This is a genomic window from Paraburkholderia caribensis, from assembly GCF_002902945.1.
Taxonomy (GTDB): domain Bacteria; phylum Pseudomonadota; class Gammaproteobacteria; order Burkholderiales; family Burkholderiaceae; genus Paraburkholderia; species Paraburkholderia caribensis.
Map to the genome: position 1 here is coordinate 693513 of NZ_CP026102.1, position 20980 is coordinate 714492.

The 20980-nt window shown below is 62.4% G+C and carries 20 protein-coding genes; 12 read left to right on the forward strand and 8 right to left on the reverse strand.

Going from position 1 to position 20980, the window contains the following annotated elements:
- Positions 1 to 74: 74 nt before the first annotated feature.
- The 5 genes from C2L66_RS19580 (at position 75) to C2L66_RS19600 (ending at position 5132) form a co-directional block, all read left to right on the forward strand.
- A complete protein-coding gene (locus C2L66_RS19580; protein ID WP_036000895.1) occupies positions 75 to 506 on the forward strand; it encodes a PAS domain-containing protein in 432 nt (143 codons plus the stop codon).
- A gap of 86 nt (positions 507 to 592) precedes the next feature.
- Positions 593 to 829 (forward strand): hypothetical protein, encoded by a 237-nt coding sequence (locus C2L66_RS19585; RefSeq protein WP_036002312.1) that lies wholly within the window; start codon positions 593 to 595, stop codon positions 827 to 829.
- A 993-nt stretch (positions 830 to 1822) separates the two neighbouring features.
- Positions 1823 to 3070 (forward strand): formyl-CoA transferase, encoded by a 1248-nt coding sequence (gene frc / locus C2L66_RS19590; RefSeq protein ID WP_060603602.1) that lies wholly within the window; start codon positions 1823 to 1825, stop codon positions 3068 to 3070.
- 79 nt (positions 3071 to 3149) lie between these two features.
- Complete coding sequence (locus tag C2L66_RS19595) at positions 3150 to 3947, forward strand: fumarylacetoacetate hydrolase family protein (RefSeq protein WP_060606879.1); 798 nt, start codon at positions 3150 to 3152, stop codon at positions 3945 to 3947.
- A gap of 156 nt (positions 3948 to 4103) precedes the next feature.
- Entirely contained in the window at positions 4104 to 5132 is a 1029-nt protein-coding gene (locus C2L66_RS19600) for a 2-dehydropantoate 2-reductase (protein ID WP_054932597.1), read from the forward strand.
- Between the two features lie 66 nt (positions 5133 to 5198).
- Here the strand turns inward: C2L66_RS19600 and C2L66_RS19605 are convergent, their stop codons facing one another.
- On the reverse strand, positions 5199 to 5378 hold the full coding sequence (locus tag C2L66_RS19605) for a hypothetical protein (protein ID WP_054932596.1): 180 nt from the start codon (positions 5376 to 5378) through the stop codon (positions 5199 to 5201).
- A 405-nt stretch (positions 5379 to 5783) separates the two neighbouring features.
- Positions 5784 to 6896 carry a porin gene (locus tag C2L66_RS19610; protein WP_054932595.1) on the reverse strand — a complete coding sequence of 371 codons (1113 nt, stop codon included), beginning with the start codon at positions 6894 to 6896 and terminating at the stop codon, positions 5784 to 5786.
- 325 nt (positions 6897 to 7221) lie between these two features.
- On the opposite strand from C2L66_RS19610, the gene C2L66_RS19615 reads away from it, so the two are divergent.
- Positions 7222 to 8010 (forward strand): SDR family NAD(P)-dependent oxidoreductase, encoded by a 789-nt coding sequence (locus tag C2L66_RS19615; protein ID WP_054932594.1) that lies wholly within the window; start codon positions 7222 to 7224, stop codon positions 8008 to 8010.
- A gap of 191 nt (positions 8011 to 8201) precedes the next feature.
- Positions 8202 to 9026, forward strand: coding sequence for a DUF72 domain-containing protein (locus tag C2L66_RS19620; protein ID WP_060603599.1), 825 nt, complete (start codon positions 8202 to 8204; stop codon positions 9024 to 9026).
- Between the two features lie 17 nt (positions 9027 to 9043).
- Here the strand turns inward: C2L66_RS19620 and C2L66_RS19625 are convergent, their stop codons facing one another.
- The 4 genes from C2L66_RS19625 to C2L66_RS19640 form a co-directional block, all read right to left on the reverse strand.
- Positions 9044 to 9382 (reverse strand): hypothetical protein, encoded by a 339-nt coding sequence (locus C2L66_RS19625; protein WP_054932592.1) that lies wholly within the window; start codon positions 9380 to 9382, stop codon positions 9044 to 9046.
- Between the two features lie 425 nt (positions 9383 to 9807).
- Entirely contained in the window at positions 9808 to 10110 is a 303-nt protein-coding gene (locus C2L66_RS19630) for a DUF4148 domain-containing protein (protein WP_082670457.1), read from the reverse strand.
- Positions 10111 to 10324: 214 nt separating this feature from the next.
- Positions 10325 to 11476, reverse strand: coding sequence for a porin (locus tag C2L66_RS19635; protein WP_054932591.1), 1152 nt, complete (start codon positions 11474 to 11476; stop codon positions 10325 to 10327).
- 267 nt (positions 11477 to 11743) lie between these two features.
- On the reverse strand, positions 11744 to 12190 hold the full coding sequence (locus C2L66_RS19640; RefSeq protein WP_054932590.1) for a hypothetical protein: 447 nt from the start codon (positions 12188 to 12190) through the stop codon (positions 11744 to 11746).
- A 357-nt stretch (positions 12191 to 12547) separates the two neighbouring features.
- Here C2L66_RS19640 and C2L66_RS19645 point away from each other — a divergent pair, with 357 nt between their 5' ends.
- The 4 genes from C2L66_RS19645 (at position 12548) to C2L66_RS19660 (ending at position 16481) form a co-directional block, all read left to right on the forward strand.
- A complete protein-coding gene (locus C2L66_RS19645; RefSeq protein ID WP_054932589.1) occupies positions 12548 to 13420 on the forward strand; it encodes a TauD/TfdA dioxygenase family protein in 873 nt (290 codons plus the stop codon).
- 41 nt (positions 13421 to 13461) lie between these two features.
- Positions 13462 to 14514 (forward strand): ABC transporter substrate-binding protein, encoded by a 1053-nt coding sequence (locus C2L66_RS19650; protein WP_054932588.1) that lies wholly within the window; start codon positions 13462 to 13464, stop codon positions 14512 to 14514.
- 255 nt (positions 14515 to 14769) lie between these two features.
- Positions 14770 to 15606 carry an ABC transporter ATP-binding protein gene (locus C2L66_RS19655; protein WP_060603597.1) on the forward strand — a complete coding sequence of 279 codons (837 nt, stop codon included), beginning with the start codon at positions 14770 to 14772 and terminating at the stop codon, positions 15604 to 15606.
- The gene (locus tag C2L66_RS19660; RefSeq protein WP_060603594.1) at positions 15603 to 16481 is read left to right on the forward strand and encodes an ABC transporter permease; all 879 of its coding nucleotides are present in this window, start codon (positions 15603 to 15605) and stop codon (positions 16479 to 16481) included. The genes C2L66_RS19655 and C2L66_RS19660 overlap by 4 nt, the downstream gene beginning before the upstream one ends.
- A 41-nt stretch (positions 16482 to 16522) precedes the next feature.
- Here C2L66_RS19660 and C2L66_RS19665 read toward each other — a convergent pair whose 3' ends face one another.
- Entirely contained in the window at positions 16523 to 17065 is a 543-nt protein-coding gene (locus tag C2L66_RS19665) for a cupin domain-containing protein (RefSeq protein WP_054932585.1), read from the reverse strand.
- 260 nt (positions 17066 to 17325) lie between these two features.
- On the opposite strand from C2L66_RS19665, the gene C2L66_RS19670 reads away from it, so the two are divergent.
- Complete coding sequence (locus tag C2L66_RS19670) at positions 17326 to 20160, forward strand: sensor domain-containing phosphodiesterase (RefSeq protein WP_060603591.1); 2835 nt, start codon at positions 17326 to 17328, stop codon at positions 20158 to 20160.
- Between the two features lie 16 nt (positions 20161 to 20176).
- On the opposite strand, the gene C2L66_RS19675 is transcribed toward C2L66_RS19670, so the two are convergent.
- The gene (locus C2L66_RS19675) at positions 20177 to 20758 is read right to left on the reverse strand and encodes a peroxidase-related enzyme (RefSeq protein WP_036000946.1); all 582 of its coding nucleotides are present in this window, start codon (positions 20756 to 20758) and stop codon (positions 20177 to 20179) included.
- Positions 20759 to 20980 lie beyond the last annotated feature (222 nt).

The window sequence follows — 20980 nt, forward strand, 5'->3', positions numbered from 1 at the left end:
AGCCCACTCGAACAGCGCCCGCGTGGCGCTGTTTTCACTGAACGGCAGCGAGCCCATAACACACGAGCCCCTATATGCAAGCAGCCATCGATTTTGAGCAACTGGTGCACGCGATCGGCGACGCCGTCGTGATTTCGGACCCGCACGGCGCGATTACGCTGTGGAATCCCGCGGCCGAACGCATTTTCGGATTCACGCAGGAGGACGCGCTGGGTCAGTCGCTCGATCTGATTATTCCCGAGCGTTTGCGCGGGCGTCATTGGGAAGGCTATGAAAAGACCATGGCGACGGGACAGACGCGCTATGGCAACGATCTGCTTCGCGTGCCTTCTGTTCACAAGGACGGGCGCGCGCTGTCCATCGCTTTTACGGTTGCACTGTTGTATTCACCCGAGCGCGAATTGACGGGCATCGTCGCAGTGATCCGCGATGAAACCGCGCGCTTTCAGGAAGACCGCAATCTGCGCAAGCGCATCGCGGAACTTGAGGCGCGCGTTGGCGCCTGAATGTGCCTTTTGCGCTTTTTGTATTCGCTCGCGCGGTCAATATCAACGCCTGTCGTCGTTGCGGCGATCGGGTATGGAGAACATCGATGCGTGTGGAAATTGTTGGACCTTATCAGGTCGAGTTGTCGGCGATGCAGTTTATTCATAACGGTGGGTGGGCGGCGTTTGCCGCCGTTCGCAAACTGGATGATGGGGCAGAGGTCGCGGTTCATGTTCTGCCTTTTCAGCATGTTGTTGATCACACTGTGTTTGCTACTGAGGCGGCTGCTATTGCCGCTGCGCGCGGCGCTGTGTTTGAGGTTATTGGGCCGCAGGCGGGGTAGCGGTTTTTGGCCGTGCGGCGGTAGGGTTTTGGGTTGGCTTGGTTTTTGTGTTTTTTGCGCTGGCGTGCGAGGTTCGGGTTTTTTTTAGCCTCTACGCTGGCATCCGCGTTACGTTAGCTCACTTCACGCGTCGCCCCTGTGCGGGGCGGCACCTACTTTTCTTTGCCGCCGCAAAGAAAAGTAGGCAAAAGAAAGCGGCTCACACCGCCAACTCTTCTTCTTGCCCACGGGCCCTCGACGTCCCCACACTTCACGCGGTAACGCACGTTTTCATGTTCGTTGCCAACGCTCTTTATGTGCGCCTCACCCGCTTCATGCGCCCGCGTCGCAGCACGCCGTGCCAGACAGCCACCCGCCGCCCAGGTGGCAAACTGTGTGTAGGCCGTCGCGCCGTATGCGCCTCACTTCGGACCCATTGAGTATGCGTTCCACCCTGTAAGAGCGCTGCCCTGTATGACGGCACGACCTACACACAGTTTGCCGCTATGGGGCCGTGGATATTCCATATCGTGGGTCAGGGCGTCGGTGCGTGAAATGGGTGAGGCGCTCGGTGAATGCGTTGGCAACGCGCGTGGGCAAATTTGTTGTCGTGTGAAGGGCGGGGCCGTTGGGGGCCCGTGGGTAAACGTCAAGAATTGGCGGTGTGAGCCGCTTTCTTTTGCCTACTTTTCTTTGCGGCGGCAAAGAAAAGTAGGTGCCGCCCCGCACAGGGGCAACGCTTGCGCCGCGTAGGCGCGACGCGGATGCCAGCGCAAAGCCCCTCGCAGCGAACAGCAAAAAAACCACCACAACCGTCCGCAAAAACCACAAAAACACAAGCGCCAGCGACCCACCACCCCCTTGGGGTTTATCCCCACTAAAAACCTGGCAAAAAAGCTTGCTCAAATACCGGGCTGTAAATACGATATATCACATATCAGGCGTGTTCAAAGCCCGGGCAAAAACACCCCGGCAGGCGCAAGCAACACATTCAACAAAGATGGGAGACGTAGCATGGGCAAGGCACTCGACGGTGTGCGCATTCTCGATTTCACCCACGTGCAATCGGGCCCGACCTGCACGCAGTTGCTCGCATGGTTCGGCGCGGACGTGATCAAGGTAGAGCGCGCAGGCGCAGGCGACATCACGCGCGAGCAACTGCGCGACATCCCCGACGCCGACAGCCTGTACTTCACGATGCTCAACCACAACAAACGCTCGGTCACCATCGACACGAAGAACCCCGAAGGCAAGCTCGTGCTCGAGGCGCTGATCCAGAAGTGCGACGTGCTGGTGGAGAACTTCGCGCCGGGCGCGCTGGACCGCATGGGCTTCACCTGGGAGCGCATCCAGGAGCTGAACCCGAAGATGATCGTCGCGTCGGTCAAGGGCTTCGGCCCCGGCCCGTACGAAGACTGCAAGGTCTACGAGAACGTCGCGCAATGCGTGGGAGGCGCGGCCTCCACCACCGGTTTCGATGACGGCCCGCCCGTGGTGACGGGCGCGCAGATCGGCGACAGCGGCACGGGCCTGCACCTGGCGCTGGGCATCGTCACCGCGCTCTATCAGCGCACCATGACGGGCCGCGGCCAGAAGGTGCTCGCGGCGATGCAGGACGGCGTGCTGAACCTGTGCCGCGTGAAGCTGCGCGACCAGCAGCGGCTGGAGCGCACGGGTGTGATGAAGGAGTACCCGCAGTATCCGAACGGCACGTTCGGCGAAGCGGTGCCGCGCGCGGGCAATGCGTCGGGCGGCGGACAGCCGGGCTGGATTCTGAAGTGCAAGGGCTGGGAGCACGATCCGAACGCGTACATCTACTTCATCACGCAGGCACCCGTGTGGGTGAAGATCTGCAACGTGATCGGCCGCGAAGAGTGGGCCACCGACCCCGAGTACGCGACGCCCGCCGCGCGCCTGCCGCGCCTGAAGGACATCTTCGCGGAGATCGAACGCTGGACGATGACGAAGACCAAGTTCGAGGCGATGGAGATCCTGAACAAATACGACATTCCGTGCGGGCCGATCCTGTCGATGAAGGAGATCGCCGAAGACGACTCGCTGCGCAAGACGGGCACGATCGTCGAGGTCGATCACCCGGTGCGCGGCAAGTATCTGACGGTGGGCAACCCGATCAAGCTGTCGGACAGTCCGACGGAGGTGACGCGCTCGCCGCTGCTCGGCGAGCACACCGATGAAGTGATGGCCGAACTCGGCTATTCGCGTGAACAGATCGAAGCGCTGCGGACCGTCGGCGCTATTTGAAGAATCAAACCCGATTCAAACTCGTGACGCGGGCGTATTCACCGTGTCGGTCGACAAAAAATGTGTGGAGACAGTTTCGATGACATCGTGGATACGCTTCCGGCAGCCCCAAGGTCATATCGGTTTCGGCGTGCTGGACAAGGGCAGCATCGCCGAGTTCGAAGGCGACATGTTCGGCGAGACAACAGCGACAGGCAAGCAATGGCAACAGGACGACGTCGAGTTGTTGAGCCCATGCCTGCCGACCAAAGTCGTCGCGCTCTGGAACAACTTTCATGCGCTGTCGCAGAAGCTCGGCAAGGCGGCGCCGTCGCACCCGCTCTTTCTGATCAAGCCGCCCATGTCGGTGATCGGCCCCGGCGCGCCCATTCGCCGCCCCAAAGGCTATAGCGGCAAGATCGCCTACGAAGGCGAGCTCGGCATCGTGATCGGCAAACGCTGCACCAATGTCTCGCCCGAAGAAGCGGACGACTATATCTTTGGCTACACATGCATCAACGATGTCACGGCCGTCGACCTGCTGAACGAAGACCCGAATTTCGCGCAATGGTGCCGCTCGAAAGGCTTCGATACGTTCAGCTGCATCGGGCCCGTGATCAAAAGAAACTTCGACTGGCGCAACGCGAATGTCGTGACGCGTCTCGACGATGTCGAACGGCAGAACTACCCGATCTCCGACATGATCTTCACACCCGCCGAACAGGTCAGCATGATCTCGCACGACATGACGCTGATGCCCGGCGACGTGATCGCCTGCGGAACGTCGATCGGGGTTGGCTCGATCAAGGACGGCTCGACGGTCGTCGTATCGATCGACGGCATCGGCGCGCTGCCGAATCAGCTTGCCGCCGCCAGGCAGCTGGAGACGGCGGCCTGAAGAACGCGCACTGAGGAACACACACTGAGCATGCAATGAGAGCCGGACGCGTCATCGCCAATGAGTCGACCATGAATCGATAATGACGATCACGCGCTGCGTCGCGAGACGCCCGGCTCGATCTGACTGATCACTTCTTGGAATGGGAGCAGATAGATGAAGATCTGTGTTTATGGAGCCGGCGCGATCGGCGCCTATGTCGGCGCGGAACTGGCGCTGGCGGGCGCGGATGTCAGTTTCGTCGCACGCGGCCCGCATCTCGCCGCAATGCAACGTAACGGTGTGCGTCTGCTGATCGACGATACCGAGCGTCTCGTCAACGTGCGTTGTTCGTCGGACCCGCGCGAACTGGGGCCACAGGACTACGTGATCATCGCGCTGAAGGCGCATTCGGTGCCCGGCGTCGTCGATGCGATGCAGCCGTTGCTGGGGCCGGAGACGGCCATTGTGACGGCCGTCAACGGTATTCCGTACTGGTACTTCTACAAGCATGGCGGCGAGTTCGCGAACACGACGCTCGAAAGCATCGACCCGGGCGGCACGCAATGGCAAAAGCTCGGACCGCAGCGCGCGATCGGCTGTGTCGTCTATCCGGCAGCCGAGATCGTCGAGCCCGGCGTGATCAAGCATGTGTACGGCAAGAAGTTTCCGATCGGCGAGCCGGACGGCACGCGCTCTGCGCGCGTCGAAGCGCTGTCGCAGGTCATGGTTTCAGCGGGACTGGATGCGCCCATCCGCGACAACATCCGCGATGAAATCTGGCTGAAGCTGTGGGGCAATCTCTGCTTCAACCCGATCAGCGCACTGACGCACGCAACGCTCGATGTCATCACCAGTCACGTCGGCACGCGCGCTGTCGCGAAGACGATGATGCTCGAGGCGAAGTCGGTGGCCGATCGTTTCGGCGTGCATTTCCGGGTGGATGTCGAGCGGCGTATCGACGGCGCGGGCGCGGTGGGCGCGCACAAAACCTCGATGCTGCAGGATCTCGAAGCGGGACGTCCGATGGAAATCGATCCGCTGCTGACCGTCGTGCAGGAAATGGGGCGGCTGGTCGGGCATGAAACGCCGACCATCGATACCGTTCTCGCGTTGATCAAGCTGCGCGAGCAGATTGCGCAGAAGAAGGATGACGCACCAGCGGCAAAGCCGGCACACGCGGCGCCGAGCGCGAAGGCTGCTTAAGTAGCGCGGTGTCGTACGGGTTGTCTCGCGCGCGGGCCGTCACACAGCCCGCGTGCCACTTTTCCATCAGCCGACGCAGGCTTCCTCGCCCCGGCCCACGCTGTGGCCGACCCACAGCCCGGCGTCGTAGGCCGCTTCGAGCGCGGCGAGCACGTCCGGATGCTCCGTCAATCTTTCGATGCCGAGCGCTTCGCGCGCGATCAAGCCGAGCAGTTCGAGACGCTCTTCATAAATGGGGCTTTTCATGGCACCTCCTTCAAGGTTGAAATCGCTGCGGCAGCATTCGCTGGCGTGCCGCGCATCACGACTTTCAGGTCGTGGGTGACGCGGTCTTTCTCATTGCCGTCGGGAACTGAACGTGGGCCGGAAGCAAGCCCGTCAGCGGCAGGAGCGCGATTGCTGCGATCGAAATCGACCTGGAGAGATGCGGTGAGCGCGAATGCGCGTGTTGATCTCTGGCTTCCGTCTCAGGTTGAATCAGTGTGCGATTCAATAGTAGGCAAATGGAGGCTTCTTTGCGCGTGGTCAAGCGCCGCATATCGAAGTACTACTCGAATCGCGTGACAGCGGCGGGTATTCCGGTATTGGCATGACGTGAATGCCCAAGTGGAATGAGCCCTTGGACATTCTTCGTACGATTGACGGCCCCGGTCAGAAGACATGCATCACGCCGACGTAGGCGCCCGTTTGCGATTCGCCAGGCAAGGGGTTCGTGTTCGCGCTGCCCGTGGCATCGCGCGAGGTTGCGAGCAGCGAGAAGTTTGCGTGGCTGCTGTTGCGCATATAGGCGACCGTGCCGTAAAGGAAGGTGCGCTGGCTCAGGTTGTAGGTGGACCCGAGCACGAACATTGTCGCGTGTCCGGCGGGATCGTGCGTGGCGTCGCCGGAGCCTTCGCTCAGATGAACGTAGAAGGCCGCCGCCGTCACGGCCAATTGATGCGTCGCTTCCCACGTTGCACCGAGCCAGTAATAGTCGGCACTGTCGGCGAGACCGGCTGGCGTATCCGGCGCGGCGAGGTGCGTATAGGCGCCCTGTATCTTCACCTTCGATACACGCACATTCGCGCCGACAAAGTATTCGCGCGAACTCGTGAAGACGTTGGTCATGCGTCCATTCACGTCGCGCAGTTCGTCGTAGATGCCGCGTACGTCGAACAGTTGCGAGTGATACGTGAGCATGATGCCGTCCGAGCGGCCGAACTCACCGGGCGCGCCCCGATTGAAGCCGTCGGCCTGATTGCCCAGCGCGTATTGCCCCTGAACATCGAAGCCGTAAAAGACGGGGCTGTGATACTCGATGTTGTTGCTCGTCTGTTGCCAGTTGCGTCCGCGCACGAGCGATGCCGACGAGAAAGCCTGCTGCACGAACGGATCGAATTCCCACACGCCGTCACTGTCGATGAACAGGTTCCGGCCCGCCTGAATCTGCCCGAAGCGCTTGTCGGCGAGTCCGGCATACGCGCGGCGCGAGAACAGCCGGCCGCCGCTCGTCGTGCCGTTCATCACCTGCAGTCCCGTTTCCAGATCGAACACTGACGACAACCCGCCGCCAAGATCTTCCGATCCCTTTAAGCCCAGCATGCTGGTGCCCCAATCGCCGCCTTCGGCCGTCCAGCTCGAGGTGCTGCCGCCCGACGGCGTCGCGATGTGATTCAGATACTGGATGCCGCCATCGATGCGGCCATAGAGTGTCACGCTGCTTTGCGCGAACACGACAGGAGAGGCGAGTGCGAGCAGCGCGGCGAACCGGGTGTGTAATTTCATGGGCGTCTTTTCGTATCCTCGATGCATGGATAACTCATTATCTGGACATTGCGCCCGTGGACGACGCGTTATGCATACATGTGTTGGCGTCCGCGCGGCGAATGTCAGTCGGATGCTAGTACTGTTTGAACAATCGTGCTCGCAGTCGCGCAAAACGCCGACTACCCGGTGATTCAGATGCCATGCGCGGCAAGTGTCCCGCCGGCTGCAATATTTTCGTCCCGGTCCTACACTCGATAGACAACGTCACGAGGCGGGACGGGACGATAGCGCGTTGCGCGCGTCTTGTCCGCGATCCGTTTATCCACGATTGAAAGGAAACCAGATGGATCTCAAGATCAGAAACAAGCTTGCGCTCGTCACGGGCTCGACCAAAGGCATCGGTCATGCAATCGCCGTCGGGCTCGCGCGCGAAGGCGTGAACGTGATCGTCAACGGCCGCTCGCAACAATCGGTCGATCACGCCATCGAGACGCTGCGCGCGCAGGTGCCTGACGCGACCGTGCAAGGCTTCGCCGGCGATGTGTCGGACGCGGCGCAAGTCGCGCGGCTCGTGGAGCGCTTTCCGCAAGTCGACATACTCGTCAACAACATGGGCATCTTCGATCCGAAGCCGTTCGAAGAAATCTCCAATGAAGAGTGGCTGCGCTTCTTCAACGTGAACGTGATGTCCGGCGTGCAGCTGTCGCGCGCCTATCTGCCCGGCATGAAGCAGAAGAACTGGGGGCGCGTCGTTTTCATCAGCAGCGAAAGCGGCATCCAGATTCCAACCGAGATGATTCATTACGGCTTGACCAAGACCGCGCAGCTCGCGCTCGCACGTGGTCTTGCCGAAACATGCACGGGCACGGCCGTGACGGTCAACTCGGTGTTGCCGGGGCCGACCAGTTCGGATGGCGTCGAGGAATTCATCGACAAGCTCTCGGGCGGCCAGACCTTCGAGGCATTCGAAAAGCAGTTCTTCGAACAGGCGCGGCCCAGCTCGATCCTCAAGCGCTTCACGACCCCCGAAGAAATCGCGAACATGGTCGTGTTCGTCTGCTCGGAGCTGTCGTCGGCGACCAATGGCGCGGCGTTGCGCGCGGATGGCGGCGTGGTGCGCGCGGTGTTCTGATCTTCTGTTCTTTCTGTTCTTTCACGCGTCGCCGCAAGGGCACGGGCGCGCCTCATGTGTTCGCTGGGCGCGCCGTGCCTTGTCCGCCTCCGATTGGCGCGATGCGACGATGTGCCGTTGCGCAAATGCCCGCTTGCATCGTCTATGCTGTGCATCATTGCTCTCGCGCGGGATGCGCCAAGGCGTGAACCATGACTACTCGAAAAAAGACGTCGAAGGCAACGCGGATTCATATCGGCATTGGCGGCTGGACTTTCGAACCGTGGCGCGGCCTGTTCTATCCGAAAGGGCTCGCGCAGAAACGCGAACTGGAATACGCGAGCCGCCAGCTCACGGCGATCGAGATCAACGGCACGTTCTACGGCTCGCAAAAGCCCGCCACCTTTGCGAAGTGGCACGACGAAACACCCGACGACTTCGTCTTCGCGCTGAAGGCGCCGCGTTTCGCGACGCACCGGCGCGTGCTGGCGGAAGCCCGCGATTCCATCGATCGCTTTGTCGCGAGCGGCGTGCTCGAACTGAAGAACAAGCTCGGCCCGATCAACTGGCAATTCCCGCCCACCAAACAGTTCGATGCCGATGACTTCGGCCGCTTCCTCGAATTGTTGCCGGGGGAGGTCGATGGGCAGACCTTGCGCCATGCCGTCGAAGTGCGTCACGAGAGTTTCTGCGACGAGGCATTCGTCGCGCTTGCGCGCAAGCATGGTGTCGCGATCGTCGTAGCGGGGGATTCGAAGTATCCGCAGATTGCCGACCCGACGGCGTCGTTCGTCTACGCGCGCGTCATGGGCACGGAAGAGGCGAATCCGCAGGGCTACGCAAAAAAGGCGCTCGACAAATGGGCCGGGCGTGCCCAGACCTGGGCCGCGGGCGGCGCGCCCGACGATCTCGATACCTATGCCCGCGCTGCGCCGAAGAAGGCGCGCGATGTCTACCTGTTCGTGATCAGCGGACACAAGGCGCACAATCCCGCCGCCGCGATGGCGCTGATCGAGCGCGTCAAGGCAGGGCAGTAACCGCGCATCGGCATGACTCAGCGTTCGGGCGCCTCGAGCGTGCAGGACTCGTCGGCGAACGGCGCGATCGCGCTCGCCGCAGCGCGCAGCGGCGGCTCGAATGCGGCCCACTGCGTCCAGTCGGGCGTCGCGCCCGGCGCTTTCAGCCGAAGCGCGCGCGAGCCGTCGGCGAATACCAGCGATTCGAGATCGAAGAGACTCTCTGAAGCGACGCCGCCCGGCGTGGCGCGGCCCATCTGATGGGTGAAGTGGAGATTCCCCTCGCGAAGCAGATCCAGATAGCTGTCGCAATGCGCGGCCGGCGGCCTGACCGTCCACCGGTTCAGCAGTTTTGCGGCGATTTCGGCATCGAACATCGTGATTTCTCCTCGCCTGAGCGACCGCGGGCCTTGCGGGCCGCGGCGGGCTGGTGTCCGCTTCGGGGCGGACTATCCGTCAATGATTGGCGCTCTCGCGGACGCGAAAGACATGTCCACCCACCACTATAGACAAAATTATGGTGCGATGCACAAAGCCGGATTGAGATTGCGGTCTAACCGTTGTTTTTAAAGTCAGATCCGGGTGCGGCGACGTGGCTTGGCGCCTGACGGAAGCGAGGAGAAACGGGAGATTGCTAGCTAAATGGGTGGGTTTTAGCTGAACTTGCGAACAATGGCCGCACAGTTTCTACGACGACGCACGGTCGTTCGTACATGGCGACACCGACGCGCGCACGTCGTGCGACGCGCGCGCAGGCGGGAAACAGCCGCGCAGGTCGCGCGGCACGGCGCCCGTCGAATCGTTATTGGGCGGCAGGATGTGCCGCGCCCGTTTGCGACGAACCCGACGTGTCCGCGCCATAAGCGGATTCGGCGGCGGCGCGTTTGGCGGCGAGCCGCTGCATCGCGTCCTGCACCTTCGACGGATAGGTCGGGTCTTCGCCGCCCCCGGCATGGTAGCCGACGGACGCCAGATCGGCGAGTTCCTGGCGAACCTGTGCGCGTGTGAGGCGAGTGCTGGGTTCCTGCGCTTGCGTAAGGGCGGGTGCGGCGGCGAGCAAGGCCGCTGTCAACATGGCGACGGCGGCGGCAACGGTGGACTTCAAGACGTTCTCCAATAGCGGTCCGAGGATGCCGGCTGTATTGCGTGAGCCGGCAAAACAAGTCTACGGATCGCCGGCGCGGAGAAAAACGGCCGGATCTGGAAGGCAGCCTTCCGTCTCGCAGAACGATGCGGCGCGGCGTTCACGCAAAAAACCCGCCGCGCGGAACGCGGCGGGCCTCGAAACGCAAATCCCGGATAGTCGAAGCCGTGGCGCTTCAGAAGCGATGACGCATGCCGATCGTCGCGACAACCTGGTTGGCCGTCGTCGACGCGCCGCCCGACGTGTTGATGAACGCGACGTAGTGCTGTCCGATGGCGTGCTGATACATCGCTTCGGCGTAGACGTCTGTGCGCTTCGAGAATGCGTAGATGGCCTGCGCATTGACCTGGTTGAACTTCGGATCGGAACCGAAGGTCGGCGAGCCGCTGATGTGGCCGTCGGTGTAGGTGTCGGTGATGCCGAACGTAATCGCGGGCGTGAACTGATACTTGGCGTTCAGTTCGTAGTTGTCGAAGTGCATCGAGCCGTTCGTCATCGCGAACGCGTTGGTTTGCTGATAGTGGCTGTTCGTGTAGACAAAGCCGACCGTCGCCGGACCAAACGCATAGTTGATGCCTGCGCCGAACACGCGCTCGACGCCCGCGCCGACCTGGAAGCCGCCAACCCCGTTTGCCGCCGATTCAGCCGTATCGACTGCGCCGCCCGTGTTCGTCGTGCTGTTCGAGCCGTTGATCTGCAAATAGCCGGCCGCGACGTTCAACGGACCCCACTGGTAGCTCGCGCCCGCGCTGTACGCGCGGTTGATCGCGAAGTCGGTGCTGTTCGAGAACGCGTACAACGCGCCGAACTTGAAGCCCGCGTAGTTGCTGCTGGTGTACTTGACGGCGTTGCTCATCCGCACCGAGTGGTTGAGGTTGTCGTTGTCGAACGGGTGAGCGAAGCCTGTGTCGCCGAACGTGCCCGCCGTGCCCGACAGCGGCGCGACGAAGTCGACCAGCGAGTCATACTGACGGCCCAGCGTGAGCTGGCCGTAGTCGGCGCTGGCGAGGCCCACATACGCCTGGCGGCCGAACAGACGGCTGTGCTGGCCGAGCGTGCCGTTCTGCACGTTGAAGCCGTTTTCGAGTACGAAGATCGCCTTGTAGCCTCCGCCCAGATCTTCAGCGCCGCGCAGGCCGAAGCGGCTGCCGTTGATGGTGCCGCTCGTCGCCTGAAACAGCGAGCCGCTCTTGCCGCTCTTCTGCACGTTGTTGGTGTACATCAGGCCCGCGTCGATGATGCCGTACAGCGTGACCGAGCTTTGCGCGTGCGCGCCCGTTGCGGCCAGTGCGCCGAGCACCGCAACTGCGGCGGGAATTCTTTTCATGGTTGAGCTCCAGCTATTCCAGACAATGAGTGAAAAACAGCCTGGCGAGTATAGGAAAACGCGGGGTTCGATTTAACGCCCTGTTGCTGCAGCAGACTCTTGCGTCACATGGCAGGAAAGAGTCATCAAATCGAAACAATCGCCGGAAAGTTCGCCGCGAAGCGGCGCGCGATCAACCCGCTACGCATGAATTGCGCGAATGAGATTAGCTGGGAGCGGATTTCCGTTTGATGGCAGCCTGCACCATTTGGGCGAATTACAACAGTCTCAGCCGGCGCTGCACACGATTGCTGTCAGGATGAAAGGCAAGACCTGTTTGACGGTCGCTTCGCTGCCCGACTGTTGCACACGCACGCGTACCGACTCCGATGGACCGGACACGACGACGCCATAGATCGAATCGGCCTCTGCCTTGCCGCTGCCTTGCCGGAAGATCGCGTCGTCGCGCTGATAGCCGAGCACGGCATAGACGTGAAAGCCGAACGCCGTGAGATCGCGGCCGCGCTTCGGCCGAAACGCGTTCACCGAATTGGCTTCGACACGCATCGGATTCGGGTCGATGTACTGATCCTCGAGCAGCGGCTGAATGAAGGTGTGCGCGTCGGTCTTGCAGACCAGCTGGTCGTCGAGTTCGAGCGCATGCGCGGGTGCGCAGCACAGTCCTGCGCCCAGGGCGGCCAGCACGGCAATCGAGCGGATGTCATCCTTTGTCATGGAACTGGCGCGAGACCCTGAGCCGGCGATGGCCGGTCCCTGATAGTAGCCCGAACTTGTCACGCACGTCAGCGGACGTCTGTGCGCTAGCGCGCGATGCCGCCATGCGGCCAGGCAGCGCAATGGTTTCTGAAAATTGCGCGCCCACCGCGAAGCGGCCGCGCAAAATTGCGCGAAACCAGAACGCGCGGCTCTCCAGGCTAGCCATCCGTTTATCGTTAAAGCAGATATGAGTATGGGATTTGCTTCGTTGACGCACCCGTACGCTGGCCGTAGATTGAGTCTATCGTTGCAACCCTACAAAGAACATTCAGCGTGACATCCACTGTTTCGTCCTCTCAACACGCCGCGCCGCGCGTGCACCCGGCTGGCGTGCGCCGGCCGCTCGAAATCGTTCCGTTCGATGCGCCCGTGGGCGCCGAAGTGCTCGGCCTCGATCTGAACCAGCCGCTTTCCGCCGAAGATTTCGCGCGCATTCACCGCGCGCATCTCGACTATCACGTGCTGGTGTTTCGCGATCAGCAGATCACGCCCGCACAGCACATCGACTTCAGCCGCCGTTTTGGGCCGCTGCAGATTCACGTGCTGCACCAGTTTCAGTTGCCCGGTCACCCTGAAGTGCTGATCGTGTCGAACATTCGCGAGAACGGCCAGCCTATCGGACTCGGCGACGCCGGCCACTTCTGGCATTCGGACCTGTCGTACAAGGAGAAGCCGAGTCTCGGCTCGCTGCTGCACGCGCAGGAACTGCCTTCGGAAGGCGGCGATACGCTGTTCGCCAACATGCATCTGGCGTGGGACACGCTGCCCGAGCATTTGCGCAAGGCCGTCGAGGGACGCACGGCCGAACACACGTATCTCGCCAAATACGCGGAATTGCAGAAGCGCAGTCCGTGGCGGCCGAACCTGTCGGCCGAGCAGATCGCCGAAGTGAAGCCCGTCGTGCATCCCATCGTGCGCACGCATCCGGAAACGGGCCGCAAGGCGCTGTTCGTCAGCGAGCATTTCACGACGCATATCGTCGGCCTGCCAGAAGACGAAAGCCGCGAGTTGCTGGAAGCACTGTTTGCGCACAGCGTGCGTGACGAACATATCTACCGTCACGCGTGGTCGGAGCACGATCTCGTGTTCTGGGACAACCGCTCGCTGATGCATCTCGCCGCAGGCACGCCCGATCATCTGCGCCGCAAGCTGTATCGCACGACGATCGAAGGCAACGCGCCGTTCTGAGTCACGCGCCGTCCCCATTCCCGTTTTCACCCGGAGTTCCGATGCAGTTTTCATTTCGCCCGGCCGCGGCGCGGCCTTCTTTCGCTCGCCGTTTCGTGTCGACGATGCTCGCGTTGTCGCTCGGCGCAACCAGTCTGGGCATGTCGCTCGACGCGCGCGCTGAAGGGCAGATCCGTGTCGCCGAACAGTTCGGCATTGTCTATTTGCTGCTGAACGTCGCGCGCGATCAGCAGTTCATCGAGAAGGAAGGGCGCAAGGAAGGGCTCGACATCAAGGTCGACTGGGTGAAGCTGTCGGGCGGTTCGGCCGTGAACGACGCGCTGCTGTCGGGCTCGGTCGACATCGCGGGTGCAGGCGTGGGTCCCTTGCTCACGATCTGGGACCGCACGCACGGCAAGCAGAACGTGAAGGGCGTCGCGTCGCTCGGCAATCTGCCGTACTACCTCGTGTCGAACAACCCGAACGTGAAGACGATTGCCGACTTCACCGACAAGGACCGCATTGCGTTGCCCGCCGTCACGGTTTCCGTGCAATCGCGCGTGTTGCAGTTCGCGGCCGCGAAGCGCTGGGGCGACAAGGAATACAACCGTCTCGACAAGCTCACGCAAGCCGTGCCGCACCCGGATGCGGCCGCCGCGATCATTGCGGGCGGCACGGAAATCACGGGGCACTTCGGCAATCCGCCGTTCCAGGAACAGGAACTGGCCGCGAATCCGAAAGCGCATATCGTGCTGAATTCTTATGATGTGCTGGGCGGTCCGAGCTCGGCAACCGTGCTGTATGCGACGGAGAAGTTCCGTAGCGAGAACCCGAAGACGTATCGCGCGTTCGTCAACGGACTGGCCGATGCGGCGCAATTCGTCACGGCGAATCCGGACGCCGCCGCCGATATCTACATTCGCGTGAATCAGGCGAAGACGGATCGACATCTACTGCTTTCGGTGATCCGCAATCCGCAGGTGCAATTCAAGATCGCGCCGCAAAACACGTTCGCGCTTGCACAGTTCATGTATCGCGTCGGCGCGATTCGCAACGAACCGAAGTCGTGGAAGGACTACTTCTTCGACGACCCGGCAACGGCGGCCGGGAGCTGACCTCGCCCGCGTTGCAGAAAAAACCCGCTGTTTCAGCGGGTTTTTTCGTTTCTGGGGCGAATGAAATCGCGATGCTAAACAGGATGCGACGGCTGTCATAGCGCCATTTACGGCGCTTATGCATCAGCGCGCATTGAATATCTACATTCATTGGTTGGTCTTTGCGGAGGCTCACCGTATGTTGTCGTTTTGCTTATGCGGTGCCGTCATTGTGAAAGTCATCTCGCACGCAGTTCAACTCAACGGGGCGCGCTAATGGTCGCGAATCCTTCCGTGCTTTTCCCTGAATCTGCCGCGACGCAGGCAACCGGGCCGGCGCATTCGAGCCGGCTGCTTGCCGTCGATCGCGTCAGTCTCGAATACCGCACGCGCGAGCGCGTGGTGCGCGCCACGCACGACGTCAGCTTCGACGTCTACGGCGGCGATCGCTTCGTGCTGCTCGGCCCGTCGGGCTGCGGCAAGTCGACCTTGCTGAAAGCCGTGGGCGGATTCATCAAGCCGGCGTCGGGCACGATTACGCTCGACGGCGAAACGGTGCGCGAGCCGGGCGCCGATCGCATCGTCGTGTTCCAGGAGTTCGATCAATTGCCGCCGTGGAAGACGGTGCTGGAGAACATTGCGTTCCCGTTGCGCGCGGCGAAGAAGCTGAGCCGCGCCGAGGCTAAAGAGCGCGCGCAGCATTATCTCGACAAGGTCGGCCTCGCCGCCTTCGCCGATGCCTATCCGCACACGCTGTCGGGCGGCATGAAGCAGCGCGTCGCGATTGCGCGTGCGCTCGCGATGCAGCCGCGCGTGCTGCTGATGGACGAGCCGTTCGCCGCGCTCGATGCACTCACGCGTCGCAAGATGCAGGAAGAGTTGCTGCGCCTGTGGGAAGAAGTGCGCTTCACGCTGCTGTTCGTCACGCATTCGATCGAGGAAGCGCTGATTGTCGGCAGCCGCATTCTGTTGTTGTCGCCGCATCCGGGGCGCGTGCGCGCCGAACTCAACAGCCATCAGTACACGCAGGATAGTTTCGGCCGCAGCGACTTCCAGCATCGCGTCGCGCAGATTCATCGCCTGTTGTTCGAAGAGACGGAGTCCGCCCGATGAGCACGCCTTCCACCTTGTTGCCGCCCGTGCGCGCCGAATACGAGCGGCCGCTCGAACCCGTCGGCGAGCTTGCCGTCGAAGCGCCGCTGCCGCTCGCGCGGCGCCTCGCCAACCAGACGTGGCTGAGCAAGACGATCATCGCGATCGTGCTGATCGCCGTGTGGGAAATCGCTGCGCGCGCCATCAACAACGACCTGCTGCTGCCGACTTTCGGCGCGACCTTCCTCGCATTCGTGCAGGGTATCGCGTCGGGCGAACTGCTGCAGAAAACAGCCGTGTCGATGTCGGTGCTGTTGCGCGGCTATCTGCTTGGCGTCGCGCTCGCGTTCGTGCTGACCTCGCTTGCCGTGTCGACGCGCATCGGCCGCGATCTGCTGTCGATGCTCACCGCGATGTTCAATCCGTTGCCGTCGATCGCCTTGCTGCCGCTCGCGTTGCTGTGGTTCGGCCTCGGCACGGGCAGTCTGCTGTTCGTGCTGGTGCATGCCGTGCTGTGGCCGCTTGCGCTCAACACGTATTCGGGTTTTCGCGCCGTGCCCGCGACCTTGCGGATGGCGGGCCGCAACTATGGCCTGACGGGTTTGCGCCATGTCGTGCTGATACTCGTGCCCGCCGCGCTGCCGTCGATTCTCGCGGGCCTGCGTGTCGGCTGGGCTTTTGCATGGCGCACGCTGATCGCCGCCGAACTCGTGTTCGGCGCGAGCAGCGGTAACGGGGGACTCGGCTGGTACATTTTCCAGAACCGCAACGAGCTCTACACCGACCGCGTGTTCGCGGGACTCGCCGCCGTCATCGCGATCGGCCTGCTGGTCGAGCATCTGGTGTTCGACACGCTGGAGCGCGTGACCGTGCGCCGCTGGGGCTTGCAACACTGACACGCTGCACCATGACGAGGCAAACCCAGCGCGGATAACGCTTACGCCTCGTTCAGCCAGTGCTCGATCAACGGACCCTGTGCGCCCCGCACAGGGTCGCTGTGCGGAAACGGCAAGGCTTCCATCGCGGCGCGTTCCGCGGCGGTCAATGCGTCGCGCCGGATGTCCCATTGCTGGCCCGGCGGATACGCGCCGATCACATTGAGCGGCCCGCTCGACGATTCGAGGCAATGTCCGGTGCCCGCCGGCAGCAGAATCACGTCGCCCGCTTCCAGATGCACGACCCGGCCGCCCGGGCCGCCCACGATCACATCCGCCGCGCCCGCGGCGATGCCCAGCACTTCATGCGCCGACGAATGGAAGTGGTGATAGTCGAAGATGCCGTTGCGCCATTTCGGCGGCCAGCCGTTGCGCTGGAACATCGCTTCGAACGCGTTGGCGAGCCGCTCGCCGTCGCCCGAGGCGTCGGGTTCCAGCACGTCCCGATACAGAATGACGGGAAGATGCGCATTATTCGGCACCCAGTCGCGCGGGCCGAGCCGGAACACGTCCGCGTGCACCGCGCCTCTCGTATCTGCTTGCATGTCTGCTCCTCGAACGGATGCTGATGCGCCGTGTATGCCGGGCGAAGATCGCCTCGAGTGAGCGGCGCGGACGTCAGCTAAACAGCAAATCCCATTCCGCAGCAATCAGGGCAAAACCGCATGCGAAAAATGTTCAAGCAAACGTTTTCGTGTGCTTGAGGCATTTTTTTGCGGGCCGGATACATCAAGTTTGCTGTTGCTTACGTCGATATAACAGTTCGAGGCGCAAAACAATCACGGGACGGCACGAGGGCTGATTTATGTGGAATGCCGAGCTGTCGGCAGACGGGACGGGATCGCAATCGATCGACGAGGCGGCGCGCGTGGTGGAGGCACTCGGCGTGCCGTGGGCGTGGTATCGCGCAGGCCAGCATCTCGATCTGGTGCGCGAAGGCGCGACGCCCTTCGACTGGCCGCGCACGATCGTGCCCGGGATGCTGCACGACGCCTGCGTGGAGCGCGGCTGGTTCGCGTGGCCGACGGGCCGCAGCGACCTCGCGCTCGGCTGGCTGCTTGCGCCCGTGTCGCTTGCGGCCGACCCCGCCTTTGCAGCGCTGGCGCGCGCGATCGGCGAACAGATGCAGGCCGATGCGCTGGTGCGCGCGCAAAACGTGCAACGCGTGCTGTACGACATCGCGTATCTCGCGAGTTCGATCAGCGAGCGCGGCGAGTTCCTGCAGGCGATTCACGAGCGTCTCGGTACGCTGATCGACGCGGAGAATTTCTATCTCGCGCTCTACGACGGCGAAACGGGCGCCGTCACGTATCCGTATTACATCGACCTGATCGACACCGAGGCTGTCGATACGAATCACATGGACATGGTCGACCCCGAGCGCCTGTCGCTCACGGGATACGTGCTGACCACGGGCCAGCCGTTGCTGATCGACGAGAAGGGCATCATCGACGCGGCCGCGACGGGACGTTTTTACTGCGTCGGGCACCGGCCGAAGTTCTGGATGGGCGCGCCGCTGAAAAACGCCTCGGACGAAGTGTTCGGCATGCTGACGATGCAGGTGTACGACGCGTCGCGCATCTATAGCGCCGAGGACCGCGCGCTGTTCCTCGTCGTCGCGCGGCACGTGGCCATGGCGCTCGACCGCATTCTGCACCGCGTCGGCCTCGAAGCCGAAGTGGCGCGCCGCACGGCCGAACTGTCGCGGCTGAACGACACGCTGCGCGCGGAAATCGCCGAGCGCGAGCGTGCCCAGCACCTGCAGGCAGCGTTGTTCGAGATCGCCGAGCTGTCGAGTCAATCCGTCGATATCGGCAAGTTCTTTCGCAGCCTGCATGCGATCGTCGGCGGGCTGCTGTATGCGAAGAACTTCTATATTGCGCTGTTCGAACCTGCGACGGCGGAAGTGTCGTTTCCGTATTACATCGACGAAACGCAGCACGACGTGCCTGTGCCGCGCCGCCGCGAGCGCGGGCTGACGGAATATGTGATCCGCCAGCGCGTGCCTTGCCTGCTCGACACCAGCGACGCGGTGCGTCTCGTCGAGGCGGGCGAGATCAAGCTGGACAGCGAGAACATCCGCTTGCGCTCGTGGCTTGGTGTGCCGCTTTTCGACGGCAACGTGGTGCGTGGCGTGCTGGTGGTGCAGAGCTATTCATCGAGCGTGCGTTATGACGGGCGGGATCAGGAACTGCTGACCTTCGTGTCGCGCCACATCGATACGGCGCTGTCGCGGCGGCGCGTCGCCGAGGCGCAGCAAGCGGCGAATCTCGAACTCGAAGCGCGCGTGCTCGCGCGCACGCAGGAACTCGACGCGGCCAACGCGCGGCTGTTGCACGAGAACTATCACGACGCGCTGACGGGCCTGCCGAACCGCTCGCATCTGTACGAGCGGCTCGAAGCGGCCTGGCATGGCTACAGCAGGCGCGGCGATCCGTTGTCCGTGCTGTTCATCGACCTCGACCGTTTCAAGGTGGTCAACGACAGCCTTGGCCATCTGTTCGGCGATGCATTGCTCGTCGAGGTAGCGGGGCGGCTGCGTGAATGCTTGCGGCGCGACGATCTGCTCGCGCGGCTGGGCGGCGACGAGTTCGCCGTCGTGGTGCCGGGGGCGAGCCTGCAAACGGTATTGGCGCTGGCGGAGCGCATTCTTGCGGCCTTCGATACCCCGTTCAACATCGGCGAGCAGACGGTGTTCACGTCATGCAGCGTCGGCGTGGTGAGCGCGGACAGCGCACATCACCGCGAGCCCGCCGATCTGCTGCGCGACGCCGATGCGGCGATGTACCGCGTGAAGAATCGCGGCCGCGACAGCTTCGCGGTGTTCAACCATCAGATGCGCCGTGAGCTGTCGGATCAGATCGAAACGGAGGGCGCACTGCGCAACGCGCTCAAGCGCGACGACGAACTGGTGCCGTATTTCCAGCCGATCGTCGATATTGGCAGCGGGCAACTGGTCGCGCTGGAGGCGTTGATCCGCTGGCGGCAGCCGAACGGCGAGGTGTGGGCGCCGGGGCGTTTCTTGCCCGCGGTGGAAGGGCTGAAGCTGATCGGGCGTCTGGACATGTACATGCTGACGCGCGTGGCGGAGATTCTCGCGCAGCCGGAGCATATCGACTGGCCGCCCGTGCAGGTGAATCTGTCGAGCTACAGCATCACGCGCCCCGAGTTCGCGGACGAACTGCTCGAACTGTTGAAGCGCTATGGCGTGCATCCTTCGCGCATTTCGCTTGAACTGACGGAAGGCGCGCTCGTTGCCGAGCCGGACCTTGCACGCACGACGATGCAAAGTCTCGCGGATAACGGCATGTGTGTCGTGCTCGACGATTTCGGCACGGGCTTTTCTTCATTGAGCTATGTGCATCAGTATCGATTCAGTGGTCTGAAGATCGACAAGTCGTTCGTGTTCGAATTGACGCAGAGCGCGCGCAGCCGCGCGATTGTGCGCGCGATCGTGCGGATGGCGGAATCGCTGGAGTTGACGGTCGTTGCCGAGGGCATCGAGGATCAGGCGACGCTCGAACTGTTGCGCACGATCGGCGCGGCGCACGGGCAGGGCTATCACCTGGCGCGGCCGATGTCGCTGGAGGCGCTGATGTCGTCGCCGCTGGCGCCGCGCTCGCAGGCGATGGAGCAATAGCGCTCCCCGTTTTGTTCTATTCGCGTGGGACGCGGCCCATCAGGTAGAACTCGTCGTTGGGCCGCATCGAGATGACGTTCGCCATGCGGTTCGACAGGCCGAAGAATGCGGTGATGGCGGTGATGTCCCAGATGTCGGCATCGCTGAAGCCGTGCGTGCGCAGTGTGTTGAAATCTTCGTCGTTCGTGGCTGCCGAGTCTCGGCACACCTTGATGGCGAAATCCAGCATCGCTTTCTGACGTGGGGTGATGTCGGCCTTGCGGTGATTCACGGCTAGTTGATCTGCTAGCAGCGGTTGCTTCTCGTAGATGCGCAGGATTGCGCCGTGCGCTACGACGCAGTAGAGGCAGTTGTTTACCGCGCTCGTTGCGACTACGATCATTTCGCGCTCGCCTTTGGTGAGGCCGCCTTCTTTTAGCATGAGGGCGTCGTGGTAGGCGAAGAAGGCCCGGAATTCGTCCGGGCGGTGCGCGAGTGTGAGGAAGACGTTCGGGACGAAGCCTGCTTTGGCTTGGACTTCCAGTATCCGGGCGCGGATGTCGTCGGGCCATTCGCCCGGGGTCGGGACGGGGTAGCGGCTGATCGTTGTTTCTGGCATTGCGGTGGCTCCTTTTTTCTGTGTCTGCGACGCGTTTGGGTGGTTTGCCTGGGTTTGCGTTGGCATTCGCGATTTGCTTTTGCTTTTGCTTTTGCCTTTGCCTTTGCCTTTGCCTTTGCTGGCGTCCGCGGTTCGGGTTTTTTAGCCTCTGCGCTGGCATCCGCGCATTGTTATCTTGCTTCACGCGTCGCCCCTGTGCGGGGCGGCACCTACTTTTCTTTG